The sequence below is a fragment of the Thalassotalea castellviae genome (assembly GCF_031846185.1).
In the GTDB taxonomy this organism is placed as follows: Bacteria; Pseudomonadota; Gammaproteobacteria; order Enterobacterales; family Alteromonadaceae; genus Thalassotalea_H; species Thalassotalea_H castellviae.
Genome location: NZ_JAVRIF010000005.1, coordinates 77,308 through 99,485, shown reverse-complemented (window position 1 = coordinate 99,485; position 22,178 = coordinate 77,308). Strand labels below are relative to the sequence as shown.

Annotated in this window: 18 protein-coding genes and 5 tRNA genes; 21 read left to right on the top strand and 2 right to left on the bottom strand. The window is 38.7% G+C overall.

Annotated elements, in window-relative coordinates; all coding sequences use genetic code 11:
• The first annotated feature begins 79 nt into the window (after positions 1-79).
• The 13 genes from ompR (at position 80) to tuf (ending at position 10,772) form a co-directional block, all read left to right on the top strand.
• Entirely contained in the window at positions 80-805 is a 726-nt protein-coding gene (gene ompR / locus RM573_RS10620) for an osmolarity response regulator transcription factor OmpR (protein ID WP_311581457.1), read from the top strand.
• A gap of 17 nt (positions 806-822) precedes the next feature.
• Positions 823-2,118 carry a two-component system sensor histidine kinase EnvZ gene (gene envZ, locus RM573_RS10615; protein WP_311581454.1) on the top strand — a complete coding sequence of 432 codons (1,296 nt, stop codon included), beginning with the start codon at positions 823-825 and terminating at the stop codon, positions 2,116-2,118.
• 152 nt (positions 2,119-2,270) lie between these two features.
• Entirely contained in the window at positions 2,271-3,467 is a 1,197-nt protein-coding gene (locus tag RM573_RS10610) for an outer membrane beta-barrel protein (RefSeq protein WP_311581452.1), read from the top strand.
• A gap of 19 nt (positions 3,468-3,486) precedes the next feature.
• Positions 3,487-4,005 (top strand): polysaccharide biosynthesis/export family protein, encoded by a 519-nt coding sequence (locus RM573_RS10605; RefSeq protein WP_311581450.1) that lies wholly within the window; start codon positions 3,487-3,489, stop codon positions 4,003-4,005.
• Positions 4,005-6,155 (top strand): GumC family protein, encoded by a 2,151-nt coding sequence (locus tag RM573_RS10600; RefSeq protein WP_311581448.1) that lies wholly within the window; start codon positions 4,005-4,007, stop codon positions 6,153-6,155. The genes RM573_RS10605 and RM573_RS10600 overlap by 1 nt, the downstream gene beginning before the upstream one ends.
• Positions 6,156-6,233: 78 nt before the next feature.
• Positions 6,234-7,259, top strand: a complete 1,026-nt coding sequence (gene murB / locus RM573_RS10595) for a UDP-N-acetylmuramate dehydrogenase (RefSeq protein ID WP_311581446.1) — start codon at positions 6,234-6,236, stop codon at positions 7,257-7,259.
• 10 nt (positions 7,260-7,269) lie between these two features.
• On the top strand, positions 7,270-8,247 hold the full coding sequence (gene birA, locus RM573_RS10590; RefSeq protein ID WP_311581444.1) for a bifunctional biotin--[acetyl-CoA-carboxylase] ligase/biotin operon repressor BirA: 978 nt from the start codon (positions 7,270-7,272) through the stop codon (positions 8,245-8,247).
• The gene (locus RM573_RS10585; RefSeq protein WP_311581442.1) at positions 8,244-8,993 is read left to right on the top strand and encodes a type III pantothenate kinase; all 750 of its coding nucleotides are present in this window, start codon (positions 8,244-8,246) and stop codon (positions 8,991-8,993) included. The genes birA and RM573_RS10585 overlap by 4 nt, the downstream gene beginning before the upstream one ends.
• A 120-nt stretch (positions 8,994-9,113) precedes the next feature.
• Positions 9,114-9,189 (top strand) — tRNA-Thr (locus tag RM573_RS10580).
• A 47-nt stretch (positions 9,190-9,236) separates the two neighbouring features.
• A tRNA-Tyr gene (locus tag RM573_RS10575) sits at positions 9,237-9,321 on the top strand.
• A 25-nt stretch (positions 9,322-9,346) separates the two neighbouring features.
• Positions 9,347-9,420, top strand: a tRNA-Gly gene (locus RM573_RS10570).
• 14 nt (positions 9,421-9,434) lie between these two features.
• A tRNA-Thr gene (locus tag RM573_RS10565) sits at positions 9,435-9,510 on the top strand.
• 77 nt (positions 9,511-9,587) lie between these two features.
• The gene (gene tuf, locus RM573_RS10560) at positions 9,588-10,772 is read left to right on the top strand and encodes an elongation factor Tu (protein ID WP_311581407.1); all 1,185 of its coding nucleotides are present in this window, start codon (positions 9,588-9,590) and stop codon (positions 10,770-10,772) included.
• Positions 10,773-12,473: 1,701 nt separating this feature from the next.
• Here tuf and RM573_RS10555 read toward each other — a convergent pair.
• Together RM573_RS10555 and RM573_RS10550 are read right to left on the bottom strand one after the other, a co-directional pair.
• On the bottom strand, positions 12,474-12,818 hold the full coding sequence (locus RM573_RS10555) for a YajD family HNH nuclease (protein ID WP_311581440.1): 345 nt from the start codon (positions 12,816-12,818) through the stop codon (positions 12,474-12,476).
• Between the two features lie 304 nt (positions 12,819-13,122).
• Entirely contained in the window at positions 13,123-13,755 is a 633-nt protein-coding gene (locus tag RM573_RS10550; RefSeq protein ID WP_311581438.1) for a YiaD family glycine zipper/OmpA-like lipoprotein, read from the bottom strand.
• A gap of 193 nt (positions 13,756-13,948) precedes the next feature.
• Here RM573_RS10550 and RM573_RS10545 point away from each other — a divergent pair.
• From RM573_RS10545 to rpoB, 8 genes are all read left to right on the top strand, one after another.
• A tRNA-Trp gene (locus tag RM573_RS10545) sits at positions 13,949-14,025 on the top strand.
• Positions 14,026-14,123: 98 nt separating this feature from the next.
• Positions 14,124-14,504: a preprotein translocase subunit SecE gene (gene secE / locus RM573_RS10540; RefSeq protein WP_311581437.1), complete on the top strand. Its 381-nt coding sequence runs from the start codon at positions 14,124-14,126 to the stop codon at positions 14,502-14,504.
• A 2-nt stretch (positions 14,505-14,506) separates the two neighbouring features.
• Complete coding sequence (gene nusG / locus RM573_RS10535) at positions 14,507-15,106, top strand: transcription termination/antitermination protein NusG (protein ID WP_311581434.1); 600 nt, start codon at positions 14,507-14,509, stop codon at positions 15,104-15,106.
• A gap of 302 nt (positions 15,107-15,408) precedes the next feature.
• Complete coding sequence (gene rplK, locus RM573_RS10530; RefSeq protein WP_311581432.1) at positions 15,409-15,837, top strand: 50S ribosomal protein L11; 429 nt, start codon at positions 15,409-15,411, stop codon at positions 15,835-15,837.
• A gap of 3 nt (positions 15,838-15,840) precedes the next feature.
• Complete coding sequence (gene rplA / locus RM573_RS10525; protein WP_311581429.1) at positions 15,841-16,536, top strand: 50S ribosomal protein L1; 696 nt, start codon at positions 15,841-15,843, stop codon at positions 16,534-16,536.
• Between the two features lie 310 nt (positions 16,537-16,846).
• On the top strand, positions 16,847-17,341 hold the full coding sequence (gene rplJ, locus RM573_RS10520; RefSeq protein ID WP_303455501.1) for a 50S ribosomal protein L10: 495 nt from the start codon (positions 16,847-16,849) through the stop codon (positions 17,339-17,341).
• Between the two features lie 124 nt (positions 17,342-17,465).
• Positions 17,466-17,834, top strand: coding sequence for a 50S ribosomal protein L7/L12 (gene rplL / locus RM573_RS10515; RefSeq protein ID WP_311581426.1), 369 nt, complete (start codon positions 17,466-17,468; stop codon positions 17,832-17,834).
• 268 nt (positions 17,835-18,102) lie between these two features.
• Complete coding sequence (rpoB, locus tag RM573_RS10510; protein WP_311581423.1) at positions 18,103-22,131, top strand: DNA-directed RNA polymerase subunit beta; 4,029 nt, start codon at positions 18,103-18,105, stop codon at positions 22,129-22,131.
• Positions 22,132-22,178: the final 47 nt, after the last annotated feature.

Sequence of the window (22,178 nt, the reverse complement as noted above, 5' to 3'; positions counted from 1 at the left end):
AACTTTGTTAAAATTGCTAGCAATAGCATATAGTAGCGACAAGTCAAAAAATAACATATGGAAAAAATAAAGGTGAGATATGAGCCACGAAACACCTAAAGTATTGGTTGTAGATGATGATATGCGTTTGCGAGCATTATTAGAGCGTTATCTTGTTGAACAGGGTTTTGTTGTTAGAAGTGCGGCAAATTCTGAACAAATGGATCGTTTACTCGAGCGTGAAAACTTTCATTTATTAGTGTTAGACTTGATGTTGCCTGGAGAAGATGGTTTATCCATTTGTCGTCGATTGCGTCAAGGGTCAAATGATATACCTATTGTCATGTTAACGGCTAAAGGTGACGAGGTGGATCGCATCATTGGATTAGAATTAGGTGCAGATGACTATATGCCAAAACCTTTTAATCCACGAGAGTTGTTAGCACGTATTAAGGCCGTGTTAAGAAGACGTGTTCAAGAAGCCCCAGGTGCACCATCACAAGAAGAAAATATTATTGAATTTGGTGATTATCAATTAAACCTTGCGACACGTGAAATGCTTAAAGGTGATATCAATATGCCTTTAACCAGTGGCGAATTTGCGGTTTTAAAAGCGTTGATCACACATCCTCGAGAGCCACTTTCTCGGGATAAATTAATGAATTTAGCGCGCGGACGAGATTACTCAGCGTTAGAGCGTAGTATTGATGTGCAAGTTTCTCGTTTACGTAGAATGCTTGAAGAAGATCCAGCAAAGCCACGCTATATTCAAACCGTATGGGGACTAGGTTATGTGTTTGTTCCGGAAGGAAAAGCAGTCGCATAACTGACAAATAAACATTTATGAAAATATTGCCACGTAGTGCTTTTGGGCAAACAATTTTATTGATTGGTGTCTTGTTATTAATCAATCAAGTCGTCTCACTGGTTTCAATTATGGTGTACATAGTGCAACCACAATCAGATCAAGTAGACCAATTGTTAGCTAAACAAGTGCGCGTGGTTTTTTTAGATGTAAAAGATCCAATTTTAACGCCTGCCATGGCCAAAGCTTTTCACTTAGAAACGGGCATCGGTATTTACACCGAACAAGATGCTTTACCGTTAGGCCTAGCGGATGCAACTTATTTTGAATTTCGTTCATCTATTATGACTGAGTTGCTAGGTGGTCCAGCAGAAGTCCGTATTTCACAAGGGGACGAATTTCTCTTTTGGATACGTCCGCCTCAAGCACCTAATTATTGGGTGAAAATACCACTAACGGGTTTAGAAGAAGCAAATTATAGTCCGTTGATTATTGTATTGATGATTCTTGGCGCGTTAAGTGTTATTGGTGGATGGTTATTTGTTCGCCAATTAAACCGACCTCTTAAATCATTACAATCTGCGGCCCACGAAGTGGGTCGTGGTGATTTTCCTGAGCCGTTAGCCGAGCGGGGTACCACAGAGATAGTTGCGGTAACTCAAGCATTTAATCATATGTCAAAGGGCATTAAGCAATTAGAAGATGACCGAAATTTATTGATGGCGGGCATATCTCATGATCTAAGAACGCCATTAACTCGTATCAGGTTGGCGACAGAGATGATGTCTAAACAAGATGAATTTCTTAAAGAAGGTATTGATGCAGATATCGACGATATGAATACCATTATCGATCAATTTATTGATTACATTCGCCATGATAGTAAAGATAAAGCTGAACTTGATGATCTCAATGTCTTATTAAGTGAAGTGGTGCAATCTGAATCCATTTTAGATAGAAATATTACCCTGAATGCCCAACCAGTAGTAAAGATACCCTTACGTTATGTCGCGATAAAGCGAGTTGTTGCAAACTTAATCCAAAATGCCGTTCGTTATAGTGATGGTGATATTACTATTCACTCTGGCATGAGTGAGACGGGACGCTTTGCATATTTTGATGTGTGTGACTCTGGTCCAGGGATACCTGAAGCGGATATTGAGCGATTGTTTCAACCATTTACACAGGGTGACAAAGCGCGCGGTACTGAAGGTAGCGGCTTAGGATTAGCAATTATAAAGCGTATAGTTGATACGCATGGCGGAAGAATCCTACTGACCAATCGGATAGAAGGAGGACTTTCAGCAAAAGTGTTACTGCCAACCTCTCATTAATGCTATTTATGTCTATATCTTTGAAACAAATCAAGGTTAATCGTGAAAATTTCACCTGTCGTTAACAAAATGTAAATATTTTTGCCCACCTGCTTGTGTTCTTTGTTAAAATCCTGTGGAATGTCTGTTATTAAAATAACGCCGTTGTTGTCATGAATAATAAAAAAGTACGATTAAAATTCATTTATGTTTACCTTTTTTCCTGGGTATTTTTCAGTGTAAGTGGTTTTGCCAAGGATGATTTTAATACTGAATCAGGCAATTTTTTTAACCTTTCGTTACATTCAGAAGTTGGCCAAACTGATAATTTTTTATTTACTAATCAACATGAACAACAAACCTCTTTTATTACCTTATCGCCTTCACTCGCTCTGCAGACACAATTTGACAATCAGTTATTCAATCTTGAATTTGAAAGCGAGCACATCAAATTTCAAGATTTTTCTAAGGATGATCATACAAATTATACTTTAGCTCCCCGTTATCAATTCAAGATAGCTGCCAATAAAGCGTTTTTCATTAAAACAACCATAGCTAATATTTATGAAAACCGAGGTACCGGTCTGACATTAGGCAAAGCTAACTTACTTACGAAAGGAGATAAACGCGAGTCTTCAGATTTTTCAGTAGGTTATATGTATGGCTCTCAAACTTCAGTGGCAAAATTAACGGCTGAGCTAGGCCAATATACACATCAATACAACACACGTAGAGATCAGACATATTTATTAGATCAACAAAAGCGTTATGCCAATATTTCATTTGATTACTTGCTTTCAGGTCAGTCTTATTTAGCAACCAATATCGCCTTTGAAAACATCACTTTTGAGCATAATAATGTGCTCAATAAGAAGAAATATACCGCGTTAGCAGGGATGAAATGGCAAACGACTGAAATTAGCCAATTGGCTTTATTGTTAGGTTATCAGCAAATAAAATTTGCTCAAACTGCCTTTCATGATGATGACGGCTTTAAATGGCGTTTTGACTGGCAATGGCATCCTATTTATTCTACTAAAGTAGTGATAAGTACCGAACGAGATTTCCAAGAAGCGAATCGGTTATCAAATAGCTATCGCATTGTCGATAATTTTGATATCAAGCTAACCTCTCGGTTAAGTGATTTATTTAATGCCACTGCGATTGTTGGTACAAAGCGTGAAAAAATTATTTATCAGCAAGGCAAAGAAAAAGAGCATTTTTTGTATAGCCAATTTACCGTGCAGTATCAAAGAAATGAGTGGTTATCTTTTTACCTGAAATATCAATATCAGGATTTAGACGCGTCTGAAATTATGCTCGATTATCAGAGAAATAGCATTTCAATAGGGTTTGATGTTACCCTTTAGGATTGAGTGGATAAAAAATATGCGATTTTTAGTCATTTTATTTTGGTTGATAAGTATTTTTAGTACTAATGCTTTGGCTTCTGATTATGTTTTAGGGCCGGGGGATCAAATATCAATTGTTGTATACAATGAGCCCGATTTATCGACCAATGTAAAAATTAATAAAACAGGTTTTATTTCCTTTCCTTTTCTCGATGATATTAAAGTGATTGGTTTAACACCTAAAAAACTAGAAAATGTCATTAAACAGGGGTTACTTGGTGATTATTTAATTGACCCGCAAGTGACGGTGTCAATTGTACAATACCGACCTTTTTTTATTCATGGACAAGTCAAACGCCCAGGGGGTTATCCGTATCAAGACGACTTAACACTTGATAAAGCGATTGCACTTGCCGGTGGTTTAGGGAACAGAGCATCGAAAACTGAATGGAAAATCACAAGGACTGTTGATGGTAAAAGCGTCATAATCACTGGTAATGTTATGACATTGGTGTACCCAGACGACATAATTGAGATAGAGCAAAGCTTTTTTTGATGAACGAACACGAGCATCCTAAAATAGTTCAAGACGAGATAAATCTAAAAGAAGTTTTAAGCCCGCTTTGGACAAGACGATGGAAAATTATTATTTTCACACTACTAATGAGTTTAGTGGTGGCTTTTTATGTGTCGCTTTTAAAGCACTCTTATAAAGCAACCGCCATCTTACAAATCGGTAGCAATAAACCTAAAAATACCTTATCTATTAACGATGCCTTTAATGAAAGTTCGGCAAGTTACGAACAAATTCAAACTCAATACGAATTACTGCGATCGAGAAAGTTTGCCGAACGTGTAGTGTCAAAATTAAACCTTACTGAGCATGAAGAATTTAACAGCGGTAAGTATAATGATAAACTTCAGTTTCTCGCCGACAGAGGTAAGCCTTCTTCACCGCCGACTATTGGTCAAGTGGTGGAAGATTTTCAAGACCGATTGAAAATATCACCCATTGTTGAAACTGAGTTAGTGAAGATAACGTTTACCGCTTATGATCCACGATTAGCTCAAAAAGTCGCGAATCAAGTGGGGCAAACTTATCTGCAATATCAAGATGAAATTCATAGCGCATCAAAAGAATCGACTTCGCAATGGTTAGTTGATCAGCTCGAAGAATTAGGGAAAAAACTTGAATCCTCAGAACAAGCCTTACAAGCTTATCGTGAAAGCGAAGGCATCGTTGATGTAAAAGGGTTAGATGGTTTGATTGAGTCAGAATTAACTGAATTAACCTCATCATTATTAAAAGCCTCGAAAAAAGAAGGTGACTTAAAAGTTACGTATCAATATATCCAAAAGCATAAAGGTAATTACACACAGTTAACGGATCTTCAAGAAATAAATAGCAAACCAAGTTATATTCAACTTCGCCGATCAGAAGAAGAAATTGAACGAAAACTCACTGAACTTTCCCAACGATATGGCCCTAAACATCCGAAAAGAATGTCTGTTGAAGCAGAGTTAGCGTCTCTACGTCGTAATTTAAAAGAACAAGTTAATGATCTGGTTATCGCGATCGAAAAAGAATACTTTTCTTCGGCAGAAAAAGTAAAAGCAGATACAGAACGACTCAACATAACGAAACAAAATTATTTAAAAATGAGTCGGCTTAAAAATAAATTTTCACAGTTACAGCGTGAAGTTGAGACAAACAAAGAGCTTTATAGTAATTATTTGATTCGTCTGAAAGAGACAGATGCGATGGGTAATTATAAATCGAACTTCTATGTTCGTTTTATCGATAAAGCGATTATTCCTAAAGGGCCGATAGCTCCTAATAAAACAATGGCGGTGATTTTAGCGTTTATCTTATCGCTTGGTTTTATTTCAATGGTGGTCATTTTGCGGGAATTATTAATGGACACACTTAATTCACGCCGAAAATTAGAAAGCTTTAATGAAGCGCCAATATTAGCGGTATTGCCGAAATTTCGACCTAAAACTCACGATGGTGATAAAAAATATTATACTGATAATCGTTTTGTTGAGGCAATTCGTACGTTACGAACGTCATTGTTATTTAATCATGAGAAAAAACCGCCTAAAGTCATAGCGGTTACTTCATCTGTACCTAATGAAGGAAAATCTACCGTTGCCTTAGAGTTAGCGCGTTCATTTAGTGAAATGGAAAAAGTACTATTAATTGAAGCGGATATGCGTCATCCCACTATATATAAAAATATGGATTTACCTGCCCACCGCCCAGGATTATCAAATTTATTAGCCAAAACTCACCAAATTAACGAATGTATTGTCCGAGATAAAAATGTCAAGTTAGATATTTTAACTTCAGGGATCACACCCGCAAATCCCCTTGCATTTTTATCGATGAAACGCTTTAACATGCTCATTAAAGTATTTGGCAATTTTTATGACCGCATTATTATTGAAACACCGCCAGTTAATGCGGTTAGTGATGCGGTTATTATTTCACGTTTAGTCGATAGTGTTTTATACATTGTTCATGGTGGTAAAACTAAACGAGAACAAATTACAACCGGTTTACGCTTGCTTAGACAGGTCAATGCGCCTGTTGACGGCGTGGTCATTAACCACAGTGAAAATATCGATACCGATAAATATCAAAATAAATATTACACTAATAAAGCTAATATCATTAAACTCCCGATGCGCAAGCAAGGATAATGACTCGCAAAATTTTCCATACCTAAGCTGATTGATTTCCATTACAATAAGCGAAATTCTTCTCTAAAAATGAACACAATGCAGCATCAATACGATTTAAGTCGGCATAATAGTTTTGCTTTTCCAGCCATTTGTCCTGCATTTTATCAACCGCACTCGTTATCAGAATTGGATGCTATTCTTGAGGAGTTAACCTCTCCTTTTTATATTTTAGGAGCCGGAAGCAATACCTTATTTACCGAAGCCAAAACCACCACTATTTTACAACCAGCCTTTAAAGGTATCTCGGTTAACGAAGATGGTGATTCAGTGCTCGTGTCTGCACAATGTGGTGAAAATTGGCACGCATTGGTTAGTTTTTGTGTGGATAATCAGTATTATGGTATTGAAAATTTAGCGTTAATTCCTGGTAGTGTTGGCGCTGCTCCTGTGCAGAACATTGGTGCATATGGCACTGAGTTGGCTGATGTTATTGAATATGTCTTATGGTATGAATTTGAAAGTAAATCGATTAAAAAATTAAACCGCTCGGCCTGTCAATTCGCTTATCGTGATAGTATTTTTAAAAATCAGCTTGCAGGTAAGGGGCTTATCGTTGAAGTCACTATTCGTTTAGCTAAACAGTGGCAGGCGAATTTAACTTATCGTGGTTTAGATGAATTGCCAGGTGATGTCACCGCTAAAGATGTCTTTGATAAAGTGATTGCAATTCGCCGAGCTAAATTACCTGATCCAGAAATCTTACCTAACGCAGGGAGTTTTTTTAAAAACCCTGTGGTTGAAAAGCATACCTTTGAAGCATTAAAGAAAAGATATCCAAATATTCCCGCTTACCCACAAGAAAATAACAAAGTAAAATTAGCCGCAGGTTGGTTAATTGAGCAATCAGGCTTGAAAGGATTTAGATATGGTGAGGTTGGGGTGGCTGAAACTCAGGCATTGGTCTTGGTAAATTATGCCAGCAAACATGGTCAAGATATTATTCACTTAGCCCAGTATGTTCAAAAGCAAGTCTTGGCAAAATTCGAAATTTTTCTTCAAGCGGAAGTCAGGTTGTTATCGAGCAAAGGTTTAATTGAATTAACTCAACCAAGACAAGCGTGATTATTTAGATATGGCAAAATCTGTAAAAGAACAATTAATTAAACGACTTGCGACTGGACAATTTATTTCAGGACAAGCGATAGGCGATGAATTAGGTATTAGCAGGGCGGCGGTCTCTAAACATATCTCTGGGTTACAAAAAATGGGCTTAGATGTGTTTTGTGTTACAGGTAAAGGCTATCGTTTTGCCCAGCCGCTTCAATTGTTAGATAAATCGCTGATCGGTCAACACTTAAACCCTGATGATTGTGCCATATCTCTGGAGGTACATAGTGTTATTGATTCGACAAATAGTTATTTAATACGCCGGATCCCACATCAAGTTAAGCAAGGTCAAGTCTGTGTGGCTGAGTATCAAAATTCTGGTCGAGGCCGCAGAGGCAGACAATGGATTTCGCCGTTTGGCTCCCATGTTTATATGTCAATGTATTGGTGTTTAACACAAGGGATTTCCGCCGCCATGGGCTTAAGTGTTGTTGCGGCCATTGCTGTTAGTGATGCAATAAAGCAGTTATATAATGTTGAAGTAGAATTAAAATGGCCGAATGATATTTATGCCAATGGCAAAAAATTAGCGGGTATTTTAATAGAATTAGAAGGGCAAGCACTAGAATCAAGTCATTGTGTTATAGGGATAGGTTTAAATATTAATATGCCAATGAAAGCGGCAGAAGATATCGATCAACCTTGGACTGATCTCCAATCAATTGTTTCAGTGGAAATTGACCGTAACCAGTTAGTGTCAACGCTAATTAATTGTCTTATCGTCCGATTAAATCAACATAAAGAAAGCGGAATTGTCACTATGCTTGAAGATTGGCACAAGCAAGATTTATACGTCAATAAACCAGTAAGATTAATCACAGGTGCCAAAGAAACCTTAGGAATATGCCGAGGCATTAATAATCAAGGGGCTTTATTGCTTGAAGTCGATGGGCAAATCAAACCTATTTATGGTGGTGAAGTGAGCTTGAGAGGTTTACTGTGAAATTATTGATAGATGTCGGCAATACATTATGTAAATACGTGACGTTTCAACAGGGTGAACTTTCGGTTATCAAGTCGATTGAAACACACCTTATTAATCAGCAATGGTTAGCGGAAAATTTTCCTATAGTAGAGCAATGCATAGTAAGTAATGTTAATGATAGTAACTTAAATCAAATCATTACATCGTGGTGTGAATCTGAGCGAATAGATTATTGTTTTGTCGAAAGTGAAGCGGAAAAATTTAATATCAGATGTGCTTATGATGACCCGAGCACTTTTGGCGTCGATCGTTGGTTAGGGCTAATTGGAGCGTCAACGTTATTCCCTAATCAAGCTACACTGATAATTGATGCGGGCACAGCAACTACGATTGATTTATTAACATCTTCAGGTATTCATCAAGGGGGCTGGATATTACCCGGCATTAATTTAATGTTTTCAAGTTTAGTGCAAAATACCAAAAAAGTTTTCGCTACACCTAAAAACATAAATCAAATAGCATTTGCAAATAATACTACTGATGCGGTTAATCAAGCGAACTGGGCGGCAACAATAGGTTGTATTAATACAGCAATTAAAACTGCACATGAACAATACTTACCTGAAGATGATACGTTACTTATTGTGTTAACTGGTGGCAATGCGGCAAAGCTTAAGCAATTAATGACAGTAGAATGTGAATTCATTGAAAAATTAATTTTTGTTGGAATGAACCGTTATAATGCTAATAAAGGGCTTAAATAAATCGACTTTGAGTAAAAAAACATCACTTACAATAAAAAAGCGTAAAAAACTTTATTTTTTTACGCTTTTTTATTGCAAGGGGCAAAACATTACTCTAGAATTCGCACCACTTAATGTAGTGCCGACTTAGCTCAGTTGGTAGAGCAACTGACTTGTAATCAGTAGGTCGCCAGTTCGACTCCGGCAGTCGGCACCATTAATACTTAATTTCTATGATGAAATAGTCATTAAGTCCAAAATATTGGAGGGGTTCCCGAGTGGCCAAAGGGATCAGACTGTAAATCTGACGGCTCCGCCTTCGGTGGTTCGAATCCACCTCCCTCCACCATTTTGCAGAGATAACTAAAAGATTAGCGGGCGTCGTATAGTGGTAATACCTTAGCCTTCCAAGCTAAAGCTGCGAGTTCGATTCTCGCCGCCCGCTCCATTTTTAAGTTGAATGCTGATATGGCTCAGTTGGTAGAGCGCACCCTTGGTAAGGGTGAGGTCGGCAGTTCGAATCTGCCTATCAGCACCATTCCTTAATTCTTGGTCTATTCTTTATCTCTAATAAATAATTTATTAATTTTGTTAACACCCTTGAGGTATTTTATAATGGCTAAAGAAAAATTTGAACGTTCGAAACCACATGTAAACGTTGGTACAATCGGACACGTTGATCACGGTAAGACTACGTTAACAGCTGCTATCTCTGCGGTATTAACAAAAGCTTTCGGTGGTGATGTAAAAGATTTCGCACAAATCGATAATGCTCCAGAAGAGCGTGAGCGTGGTATTACAATCAATACTTCTCACATTGAGTACGATACAGAAACACGTCACTACGCACACGTAGATTGTCCAGGTCACGCCGATTACATCAAAAACATGATCACCGGTGCTGCACAAATGGATGGTGCTATCTTAGTAGTTGCTGCTACAGATGGTCCAATGCCACAAACACGTGAGCACATCTTATTATCTCGTCAAGTTGGTGTACCTTACATCATCGTATTCATGAACAAATGTGACATGGTTGATGACGAAGAGTTATTAGAATTAGTAGAAATGGAAGTTCGTGAGTTACTTAACGAATACGAATTCCCAGGTGATGACTTACCAGTAATTCAAGGTTCAGCATTAGGTGCATTGAACGGCGAAGCACAGTGGGAAGAGAAAGTATTAGAACTTGCTAACCACTTAGATACATACATTCCAGAGCCAGAGCGTGCAATTGACGGCGCATTCATTATGCCTATCGAAGATGTATTCTCAATTTCAGGTCGTGGTACAGTAGTAACAGGTCGTGTTGAGCGCGGTATCATCACAGTAGGTGATGAAGTTGAAGTCGTTGGTATTCGTGAGACTCAAAAGTCAACTTGTACTGGTGTAGAAATGTTCCGTAAGCTTCTTGACGAAGGTCGTGCTGGTGAGAACTGTGGTATTTTATTACGTGGTCTTAAACGTGAAGACGTAGAGCGTGGTCAAGTATTATGTCAACCTGGTTCAATTTCTCCTCACACTAAGTTTGAGTCAGAAGTTTACGTATTAAGTAAAGATGAAGGTGGTCGTCATACACCATTCTTCAAAGGATACCGTCCACAGTTTTACTTCCGTACAACAGATATCACAGGTGCAGTAGAGCTTCCTGAAGGTGTTGAAATGGTAATGCCTGGCGACAACTTAAAGTTTGTTGTAGAGCTAATCAACCCAGTAGCGATGGACGAAGGTTTACGCTTCGCTATCCGTGAAGGTGGTCGTACAGTTGGTGCTGGTGTTGTATCTAAAATCATGGATTAATTCCTGATTTAGATTAACATCTAATCTGATTGAAAAAGGCGCTTCGGCGCCTTTTTTGTTGTCTAGGGGTTGGCGGTATGGACTGGAGATGCCACATAGCGGACATTAGCTCTAATGCGCTAGAATTGGATTTCGATTAGTTTTTATGTCGAATTGTAGTGATCAACAAATTTCCCCTTCGTTTAGACATAGTTCATCTAACCTCTGATTGATTTTAATTAGCCCATCAAAGTCATTAGAAACCTCTAGATATTTTTTCATAATCTTTTCGGTGATGAGACGATAGCTAACGTCAACTAAGTGCACTTTGAAGACTTATTTATAATTAGCTAGTGAATAATATTACAAGTTAAATTCTTTCTAGTTTAATTAACTTTTCTTATCATATTGTCGGTGTGCCGACAGCACACAAGGGGGAAATAACACCAGTTTCCCCCTTGCATCCCCCTCGGTGCCCAACTCAGCGAAACATTTTACTTTTCAACTAGCATTAGTCCCCGATACCTGCCGATTTATCGTCCATGAGCAGCGGCAGCCCTCGGCATCCCTGTCTCGGGTCGAGGTCTACCTATGCTAGTTGATAAGTAAATCGCTGAGATGGGGAATGGTTACGGTTGATAGACTCGTTTCTATAGCTAGCTAAGATAAATGACAAACTAATTTGCTTGGGATTAATACTAAAACTTAACGGAGCATAAACCCTGCTTCTTTAAACGCTGAAGTTAAAATCAATATTCATGTATTGTCATCATGGATGATGACAAAGGCAAAGCCGCACATGGATGTGCGATCTTTGTCGTTAGGTCGAAAATATTGAATTTAATGTAAGTTCACGTTTAATGCAGCAGCGCCATGGGGTTCCAAGGGGGTAGTGGCGCTAGCGCCCCTTTGGGTGTCGTCGCCACCGCGACAATATAATGATGATATAAAATCTACACTAGAAAGTATTTTTGATTTTGAAGTAGGTATCATCTCTTAAGGTTCAAACTGTATGTCGAATATATTGATGTAACTTGCTTAAATATAACTAAAAATCAACCTACTTCTTTAGAAATTAATAGGTTCAGAGCGTTTGGTTTTAGTAAAATACTTGCTAGTTTATCCAATCATTCTGGTTATATTGTCGGTGTGCCGACAGCACACAAGGGGGAAATAACACCAGTTTCCCCCTTGCATCCCTCTCGGTGCCCAACTCAGCGAAACATTTTACTTTTCAACTAGCGGTAGCCCCCGATACCTGCCGATTTATCGTCCATGAGCAGCGGCAGCCCTCGGCATCCTTGTCTCGGGTCGAGGTCTACCTATGCTAGTTGATAAGAAAATCACTGAGATGGGAAATGGTTAAGCCTGCAAAGCTCGCTTCTATAGCTAGCTAAGATAAATGACAAGCTAATATGCTTAGGATTAATACTAAAACTTAACGGAGCATAAATTCTGCTTTAAAAAATGCTGAATAAAAACATCCATGTGCTCTCTTAGCGTTAGGTTGAAGCATGATTATTTAATGAAGAAGTCATTTTTTAGCAGCGCCATGGGGTTCTAAGGGGACAGTGGCGCTAGCGCCCCTTTGGGTGTCGTCGCCACCGCGACAATATAATGATGATATTAAATCTACACGAGAAAGTATTTTTCCATTTATAAACACCATTACTAAGATTGTCTTATGATTGTGAGTATTGGTTTAACCTATTAAAACCTAAACTACTTCTTTAGCATTGATTTCAAATCAGCAAAGGGATTATATGTCGCTTGGTCTTGATTGGTATCGCCTGGCTTTACCTCGGTGCTGTATGAGGCATGGTCAGTATATTTAGCATGCTCATTATCATGGCAATATATACACAGTAATTCCCAATTTGATCCATCGTTTGGGTTATTAGTATGGTCGTGATCTATATGATGAACCGTTAGTTCTTTTATGTTTGAGTATTCAAAGGCTCGTGCACAACGTCCACATACCCATGGGTAAAGTTTTAATGCTTTATCTCTATAACCTTTTTCTTGGCGCTTATAATTAGCACTGGTGCCAAATTTATCTGAGGTCATAATTGTTTACTTATAAAAATATTGTGCCGTTTAATATACACCAAAATACAACAAACTAAATCCTAGGCAATAAAAAAGACGCCGTAACGTCTTTTAATCAAGTCAGTGCTGATACACACTATTTTACTCTTCTTCTGTAGATTCTGTTGGCTCTACGGGTTCTTGCTCAACTTCTTTTTTTGCTTCGTGGTTTTCACCACCACATTGACCACAACAACTCATTTCTCACTCTCCGTAATTAATCACTGGGTGATCATATTACTGATGAAAATATAAGTGTTGATCAAGATCAGTCCTTAAACGATTAACTGGCTTTGTTGGGAATAATTTGTACTTCAACGCGACGATTTAATGCACGGTTACTTGCGGTATTGTTATCGGCGATAGGCATATTCTCTCCATAACCTGTCACTTTTAAACGGCTTTCTTCTACAGATTTTGTAATAAGGTATTGCTGAACGCTCTTCGCTCGTTGGGTTGATAATAACTGGTTATGCTGTTCACTGCCTGTGCTGTCAGTATGACCCTCAATGCTTAATAAGGTTTTATCGAATTTGATGAGCACTTTGGCGATATCATTGAGTGTTTGATGAAAACCTGCGGTGATATAAGACTGATCCGTCGCGAAGGTGATATTGGCAGGCATGACTAAACGAATATTATCGCCTTCACGAATAACATCGATTCCAGAGCCTGATAATTCTTCTCGAAATGCTTGTTCTTGCTTATCCATATAATCACCAATAGCAGCGCCAGCAAGTGCCCCAATAGCTGCCCCCCATACTAAACGTTTATCTTTATGATTACTGGTTGATTTTCCGAGAATTGCTCCTGCTACAGCACCGATAGTGGCACCTTTTTGTGCATTGGTAGTTGCACAGCCTGTGATGATTAATGAAAAAGAAATGATACCAACTAAAGACTTGTTAAATCGCATAAATATACTCCAAGAATGCTAAGGAAAATCGAAAAATTTAGTATACATTAATGGAACGAATATCTTAATAATATCCTGTAAATATCCCTTGAGTAATCTGTTTTCATCAGTATAATAGCCCCTCACTTCTCGTGTTACTCTTAATTTTCCCAAACAAACTAAGATTCACCCGACAAGTGTAACTAGATTTTGAAGGGGTATAGTTCCAATTGGTAGAACAGCGGTCTCCAAAACCGACGGTTGGGAGTTCGAATCTCTCTACCCCTGCCATATTTTTAAATAGGTATCATGGATATACTTATTTGTAAGCTTCTCGTGTTAAAGAGAAGTTAATTATTAGTTTTGACAGGTAATTACAGGTTATTAATATGAATGCAAGTACAGAAGAGCAACCTAGCAGTTCTCTAGACACCTTAAAATGGGGCGTCGCAATATTACTATTAGCAGGTGCTGTAGTAGGAAATTATGTGTATGGTGATCAATCAGTGTTGATCCGAGCCGTTTCTGTTGTTGCTGCGGTAATTATTGCAGGTATTGTTGCCGGTCAAACAGAAAAAGGTCGCAATGCTATTAATTTTGCTAAAGAAGCTCGTACTGAAACACGTAAAGTTGTCTGGCCTACGCGTCAAGAAGCAGTACAAACTACTGGTATTGTTCTTGTTGCGACATTAATCATGTCATTAGTAATGTGGGGCTTAGATTCAATTTTATTTGAACTTGTTGGTTTCGTTACTGGATTAAAGGTTTAATTATGTCTGAAGAAAACGCAATCCCAGAAGAAAATGCACCACAAGATGACAGTGTGACACCATCAACGGGTGTTAAATTACGCTGGTATGTTGTCCAAGCATTTTCAGGCTATGAAGGCCGTGTTCAAAAAACCTTAGTTGAACATATTGAAATACATGGTTTACAAGACAAGTTTGGACAAATCTTAGTGCCAACTGAAGAAGTAGTTGAGATGCGCGCAGGCCAAAAGCGTAAGAGTGCTCGTAAATTTTTCCCTGGCTATGTATTAGTACAAATGGCAATGGATGAAGAAGCTTGGCATTTAGTGAAAAGTGTACCACGTGTTCTTGGTTTTATTGGTGGTACGAGTGATCGTCCAGCACCAATTACGCAAAAAGAAGCTGATCGTATTTTACAGCGTTTAGAAGACGGTGATAAACCTAAACCTAAAACGTTATTTGAACCAGGTGAAGTGGTACGTGTTATTGATGGACCTTTCGCTGACTTTAACGGTGTTGTTGAAGAACTTGATTATGAGAAAAACCGCATTAAAGTTTCGGTTCTTATCTTTGGTCGTTCAACACCAGTTGATTTAGAGTTTGGTCAAGTAGAAAAAGGGTAACCTTTTTCCGCTGATAAAAAACGCTTGCCATTGGCAGGCGTTTTTTGTTTCTACGACACTCAAACTAATCTTTCATGGCAAGATTGCCATCATTTAATAAAAATACCGCTAAAACTAAAATATAACTTGAAACGGTGGCGTTGATTAATTTATAATCCGCTGCCGTTTTTATTTGCATGGCTGAAAAGTCAGTAAATTTGAACGATTTTTAATCCACGGGGAGCTCAACCATTAAGGTTCGTTGCTTTTTCCTTTTGTAAGGTAAAGCAGGGCGTTCGTACCCAAACATAGGAATATTAAAGATGGCTAAAAAAGTCACAGCTTTAATCAAGCTACAAGTTGCTGCTGGTGCAGCAAACCCGTCACCGCCAGTTGGTCCTGCTTTAGGTCAACACGGTGTGAACATCATGGAATTCTGTAAAGCGTTCAACGCAAAAACAGATTCAATTGAAAAAGGCGCTCCAGTACCAGTAGTTATTACTGTATACGCGGATCGTTCTTTCACGTTCGAAACAAAAACGCCACCTGCTTCTTACTTATTAAAGAAAGCGGCTGGTATTAAAAGCGGCTCTGGTCGTCCTAACACTGAAAAAGTGGGTACTGTTACTACAGCTCAACTTGAAGAAATCGTTAAGACAAAAGAACCTGATTTAACTGCTGGTTCTATGGAAGCTGCAGTGCGTACCATTGCGGGTTCTGCTCGTTCAATGGGTTTAGTGGTAGAGGACTAATCAATGGCTAAATTATCAAAACGCGCTCGTCTTATCCGTGAAAAAGTAGACGTATTAAAAGAATATGACATTAATGAAGCGCTTGCTTTATTAAAAGAATTTGCAACAGCAAAATTCCGTGAAAGTGTTGATGTTGCTATCAACCTTGGCATTGACGCTCGTAAATCTGACCAAAACGTACGTGGCGCGACTGTATTACCTAACGGTACAGGTCGTGATGTTCGTGTTGCAGTATTTACACAAGGTGCTAATGCTGAGAAAGCAACTGCAGCAGGTGCTGACGTTGTAGGTATGGACGATTTAGCAGAGCAAGTTAAAGCCGGTAATATGGACTTTGACGTTGTAATTGCTACGCCAGACGCAATGCGTGTAGTTGGTCAACTAGGTCAAATCTTAGGCCCTCGTGGTTTAATGCCTAACCCTAAAGTTGGTACAGTTACTCCTGACGTTACTACAGCGGTTAACAATGCTAAAGCGGGTCAAATTCGCTACCGCAACGACAAAAACGGTATTATCCATACTACTATTGGTAAAGCTGATTTTGACGATGCTAAGTTGCAACAAAACCTTGAAGCATTATTGGAAGCTTTGAAAAAAGCTAAACCAGCTAACGCTAAAGGTCAGTACATTAAGAAAATTTCTGTTTCAACTACTATGGGTGCCGGTGTAACGGTTAACTCATCTAGCTTAGCAGATTAATTTTCTAGTAAAGGAGCTAAATTAGTTTCTTTACACGGGTGAAGTTGTAGCATATAATTTCGCCCCTTAAATTTTGGTAGGTGTTGTTTATTCTCTTATTTTTAATAAAAGTATCAACAACCCCGTCAAAGACCGTAGGAGCAAGCATTTCTTCTGGAATGTTTGCTTAATATTTCCTACGTAGATGGTGATTACCCAGTATTTCCAATTCTGGTCCTCGCCGTAACGGCCTAATTTTTTACAAAATTTTAGTAAAAAATTAGGGATAGTAAATACCGGTTTTTTACCGGTGAACCAGGAGTTAAAGCCAATGGCTATCAATCTTGATGACAAAAAAGCAATTGTTGCTGAAGTTCAAGAAGCTGCCACTGGCGCTCAGTCAGCTGTAATCGCGGATTCACGCGGTGTTACAGTTGAAGCAATTACTACTTTGCGTAAACAAGCACGTGAAAATGGTGTATGGATGAAAGTTATCCGTAACACATTAGCACGTCGCGCATTAGAAGGTTCAGCTTTTGAATGTGTTACTGACACTTTAAAAGGTCCTTCATTAATTGCATTTTCAAACGAGCATCCGGGTGCAGCAGCGCGTTTATTCACAGATTTCGCTAAAACTAACGAAAACTTTGAATTAAAAGCAGCCGCATTTGAAGGTGACTTAGTTGATGTTCAGGTACTTGCAAAACTACCTACATACGACGAAGCAATTGCACGTTTAATGAGCGCTATGAAAGAAGCATCTGCAGGCAAACTTGCCCGCACACTTGCTGCAGTACGCGATCAGAAAGAGCAAGAAGCTGCTTAATAATTGTTTACCTCTGCACTTACTTAATGAAACGCAGAGCACAATTCGCACTTTTTGTATTTATAGTTATTTATAACAGACCCTTTTATTTGAAAAGGCTGTTAATTAAAACAGGAAATTAAAAATGTCTATTTCTAAAGACGATATCCTAAACGCAATTGCTGAAATGTCAGTAATGGACGTTGTAGAATTAGTAGAAGCAATGGAAGAAAAATTCGGCGTATCTGCTGCTGCAGCTGTTGCTGTTGCTGGTGGTGACGCTGGTGCTTCTGCTGAAGAGCAAACTGAATTCGACGTAATCTTAACTGGTTTCGGTGAGAAGAAAGTTGCAGTAATCAAAGCAGTTCGTGGCGCTACAGGTCTTGGCTTAAAAGAAGCTAAAGACTTAGTTGAATCAGCTCCTAAAGCACTTAAAGAAGGTGTTGAAAAAGCTGAAGCTGAAGAACTTAAGAAAGCTCTTGAAGAAGCAGGTGCTTCTGTTGAGATCAAATAATCTGTTTTTAAACAGATTATTTGCCTGAAAAGGCAATGGCTGGTGATTTAAACGTCACCGGCCTTTTTGCGCTAAAGAAAGTGGTTTTTTTTTAAACCAAAACAGTGCATTATTTGATGCTTAAAGAAAAAAAGCATCACAGCAATACCCTGTCTGATACCAATTGGATTAGATAAGTGGTCAAAATAATCATATATTCTGATCAATTACTTAGTCCAATTGGTATTTTTAGGCAGATTCGGCCATAACCAGCAAGCTGAGGAACCCCATGGTTTACTCTTACTCTGAAAAGAAACGTATTCGAAAGGACTTTGGTAAAAGTGTGCAAGTAATGGACTATCCGTTCTTGTTATCTATCCAACTCGAATCTTTCCGTAAGTTTATTGATATTGATCCGACAGGTGAAACAGGCTTAGAAGCCGCGTTTCGTTCTATTTTTCCAATTAAAGCCTATTCTGGTAGTTCAGAATTACAATTTGTAAGCTATCGCTTAGGTGAACCATTATTTGACGTGAAAGAATGTCAAATTCGTGGTGTTACCTATTCTGCGCCGCTTCGCGTTAAATTACGTTTAGTAGTTTATGATAAAGAAGCTGCTGCAGGTACAGTAAAAGATATCAAAGAACAAGAAGTATATATGGGTGAAATCCCATTGATGACAGACAACGGTACGTTTGTTATTAATGGTACAGAGCGTGTTATTGTTTCACAATTACACCGTTCCCCAGGTGTGTTTTTCGATCATGATAAAGGCAAAACACATTCTTCAGGTAAAGTGTTATATAACGCACGCGTTATTCCTTACCGTGGTTCATGGTTAGATTTCGAATTTGATCCTAAAGATAACTTATTTGTTCGTATTGACCGTCGTCGTAAATTACCGGCGTCTATTATTTTACGTGCATTAGAATATTCTACAGAAGAAATTCTAGATATTTTCTACGATACGACTGATTTCACTATTAAAGGCGATAAGCTAGTGATGGATTTGATTCCTGAACGCTTACGTGGTGAAACAGCAACCTTTGATATTAAATTAGCCAATGGTGATGTATTAGTAGAACAAGGTCGACGTATTACTGCTCGTCATATCCGCACACTTGAAAAAGAAAAAGTGGATAAGTTAGAAGTACCAGCAGAATATATTATCGGTAAAGTATTATCGAAAGCTTATGTTGATGAATCAACCGGTGAAGTCATTGCCGAAGCGAACGCTGAATTAACCTTAGAATTACTTGCTGAATTAAGTCAAGCGGGTCATAAAGTTCTTTCTACTTTATATATGAACGAATTTGATGTTGGTTCATATATGTCTGACACAGTACGTGTTGATAGTTCAACTAACCGTTTAGAAGCGTTAGTTGAAATTTATCGCATGATGCGCCCAGGCGAGCCACCAACAAAAGATGCGGCAGAAACGTTATTTAATAACTTATTCTTCTCTTTAGAGCGTTATGACTTATCAACGGTAGGTCGTATGAAGTTCAACCGTCGTGTTGGTCGTGATGTTGAAGTAGGTGAAGGAACTTTATCTAAAGAAGACATCATCGCAGTCATGAGAACGCTTATCGGCATTCGTGACGGTAAAGGTGATGTTGATGATATTGATCACTTAGGTAACCGTCGTATTCGCTCTGTAGGTGAAATGGCAGAAAACCAATTCCGTGTTGGTCTTGTTCGTGTTGAGCGTGCAGTACGTGAACGTTTAAGTCTTGGTGACTTAGATGCAATCATGCCGCAAGATCTAATCAACGCTAAGCCAATCTCTGCGGCAGTGAAAGAATTTTTCGGTTCTTCGCAATTGTCACAGTTTATGGATCAAAACAACCCGTTATCTGAGGTGACGCATAAACGTCGTATCTCTGCATTAGGCCCAGGTGGTTTAACGCGTGAACGTGCTGGTTTTGAAGTACGTGATGTACATCCAACGCATTATGGTCGTGTTTGTCCAATCGAAACGCCGGAAGGTCCAAACATTGGTTTGATCAACTCGCTTTCTTGTTACGCACGAACTAACGATTACGGTTTCTTGGAAACGCCATATCGTAAAATTGTAGATGGAAAAGTCACTGATGAAGTTGACTACCTATCAGCAATTGAAGAGGGTAACTTTGTTATCGCTCAAACTACGGCAAAAGTTGATGAAGCTGGCAAACTTGTTGAAGGCTTAGTACCTTGTCGTCACAGAAATGAATTTACCTTGATGTCTGCTGAACAAGTGCAGTACATGGATGTATCTCCACAACAAATCGTTTCTGTTGCAGCGTCATTAATCCCATTCCTAGAGCACGATGATGCTAACCGTGCCTTGATGGGCTCGAACATGCAACGTCAAGCAGTGCCAACACTTAAAGTGGACAAGCCGCTTGTTGGTACAGGTATGGAGAAAATTGTAGCCGTTGACTCTGGTGTAACAGCCGTAGCTAAACGTGGTGGTGTTGTTTCTTATGTAGATGCTTCGCGTATTGTTGTTAAAGTCAATGAAAATGAAATGCACGCTGGTGAAGCGGGTATTGATATCTACAACTTAACAAAATACACACGTTCAAACCAAAACACTTGTATTAACCAACGTCCACAGTGTCGTATGGGTGAACCTGTTGTTCGTGGTGATGTATTAGCTGATGGTCCTTCAACGGACATGGGTGAATTAGCATTAGGGCAAAACATGCGTATCGCATTTATGCCTTGGAACGGTTACAACTTTGAGGATTCAATGTTGTTATCTGAGCGTGTTGCTCAAGAAGACCGTTTCACAACGATTCATATTCAAGAATTAAGCTGTATTGCTCGTGATACTAAATTAGGCTCTGAAGAAATTACTTCAGATATTCCTAACGTTGGTGAATCAGCATTAAGCAAACTAGATGAATCAGGTGTTGTTTATATTGGTGCTGAAGTTAACGGTGGTGATATCTTAGTGGGTAAAGTTACTCCTAAAGGTGAAACGCAGTTAACTCCTGAAGAAAAACTATTACGTGCGATTTTCGGTGAGAAAGCTGCTGACGTTAAAGATAGTTCTTTACGTGTACCAAATTCAGTATCAGGTACGATTATCGATGTTCAAATCTTCACTCGTGATGGTGTTGAAAAAGATAAACGTGCAGAAGAAATTGAAGAATTACAATTAAAAGAAGTTAAGAAAGATTTAGGCGATGAATTTAGCATTTTAGAAGATGGTATTTATGCTCGTGCTAAGAAACTTCTATTAACAGCTGGCTTAAACGATGCAGACCTTAACGGTATGTCACGCGATAAGTGGTTAGTTCAAAACTTAGCTGATGAAGCACAACAATCAGAACTTGAACAAATCGCTGAGCAATACGACAACATCAAAGCAGATTTTGATAAGAAATACGAAGTTAAGCGTCGTAAAATCACACAAGGTGCCGATTTAGCACCAGGCGTGTTAAAAATTATCAAAGTATATCTTGCTGTTAAACGTCGTATTCAGCCTGGTGATAAAATGGCTGGTCGTCATGGTAACAAAGGTGTTATTTCAAATGTTGTACCTGTTGAAGATATGCCATATGACGAACACGGTGTACCGGTTGATATCGTATTGAACCCATTAGGTGTTCCATCACGTATGAACATTGGTCAGATCCTAGAAACGCATTTAGGTATGGCTGCTCGTGGTATCGGTGAAAAAATTAACCGTATGCTACAAGAGCAACGTGAAATTGCTAAGCTTCGTGGCTTCTTAAAAGAAGTGTATGAACTAGGTGAGTCTCGTCAAGAAGTAGATATTGAAAGCTTTACTGATGATGAAATCATGCGTCTAGCGAATAACTTACGTGCAGGTCTTCCAATCGCTACACCAGTATTTGATGGTGCAAGTGAGCGTGAAATTAAAGACTTATTCAAATTAGCGGATATGCCAGAAAGCGGTCAGTTTACGTTAACTGATGGCCGTACTGGTCGTGAATTTGAGCGTCCTGTTACTGTAGGTTACATGTATATGTTGAAACTAAACCATTTAGTTGATGACAAAATGCATGCACGTTCTACGGGTTCTTACTCACTTGTTACACAACAACCTCTTGGCGGTAAAGCGCAATTTGGTGGTCAACGTTTCGGTGAGATGGAAGTATGGGCATTAGAAGCATACGGTGCTGCTTATACGCTACAAGAAATGTTAACGGTTAAGTCTGATGATGTTAACGGTCGTACTAAGATGTATAAAAACTTAGTTGACGGTGATCACAGAATGGAACCAGGCATTCCTGAGTCTTTCAATGTATTGTTGAAAGAAATTCGTTCGTTAGGTATTAACATCGAATTAGATCAGGACTAGCTGATAAAACGGTATTGCTGAGCTTTACTTTTAAAGCTCAGTACGCG

Coding starts and splice junctions, on each gene's coding strand:
- murB (WP_311581446.1), top strand. CDS start 6,234: ATGCAGCATCAATACGATTTAAGTCGGCATAATAGTTTTGCTTTTCCA.
- rplJ (WP_303455501.1), top strand. CDS start 16,847: ATGGCTATCAATCTTGATGACAAAAAAGCAATTGTTGCTGAAGTTCAA.
- secE (WP_311581437.1), top strand. CDS start 14,124: ATGAATGCAAGTACAGAAGAGCAACCTAGCAGTTCTCTAGACACCTTA.
- ompR (WP_311581457.1), top strand. CDS start 80: ATGAGCCACGAAACACCTAAAGTATTGGTTGTAGATGATGATATGCGT.
- rplK (WP_311581432.1), top strand. CDS start 15,409: ATGGCTAAAAAAGTCACAGCTTTAATCAAGCTACAAGTTGCTGCTGGT.
- rplL (WP_311581426.1), top strand. CDS start 17,466: ATGTCTATTTCTAAAGACGATATCCTAAACGCAATTGCTGAAATGTCA.
- RM573_RS10610 (WP_311581452.1), top strand. CDS start 2,271: ATGAATAATAAAAAAGTACGATTAAAATTCATTTATGTTTACCTTTTT.
- envZ (WP_311581454.1), top strand. CDS start 823: ATGAAAATATTGCCACGTAGTGCTTTTGGGCAAACAATTTTATTGATT.
- nusG (WP_311581434.1), top strand. CDS start 14,507: ATGTCTGAAGAAAACGCAATCCCAGAAGAAAATGCACCACAAGATGAC.
- RM573_RS10555 (WP_311581440.1), bottom strand. CDS start 12,818: ATGACCTCAGATAAATTTGGCACCAGTGCTAATTATAAGCGCCAAGAA.
- RM573_RS10600 (WP_311581448.1), top strand. CDS start 4,005: ATGAACGAACACGAGCATCCTAAAATAGTTCAAGACGAGATAAATCTA.
- tuf (WP_311581407.1), top strand. CDS start 9,588: ATGGCTAAAGAAAAATTTGAACGTTCGAAACCACATGTAAACGTTGGT.
- rplA (WP_311581429.1), top strand. CDS start 15,841: ATGGCTAAATTATCAAAACGCGCTCGTCTTATCCGTGAAAAAGTAGAC.
- birA (WP_311581444.1), top strand. CDS start 7,270: ATGGCAAAATCTGTAAAAGAACAATTAATTAAACGACTTGCGACTGGA.
- RM573_RS10605 (WP_311581450.1), top strand. CDS start 3,487: ATGCGATTTTTAGTCATTTTATTTTGGTTGATAAGTATTTTTAGTACT.
- RM573_RS10550 (WP_311581438.1), bottom strand. CDS start 13,755: ATGCGATTTAACAAGTCTTTAGTTGGTATCATTTCTTTTTCATTAATC.
- rpoB (WP_311581423.1), top strand. CDS start 18,103: ATGGTTTACTCTTACTCTGAAAAGAAACGTATTCGAAAGGACTTTGGT.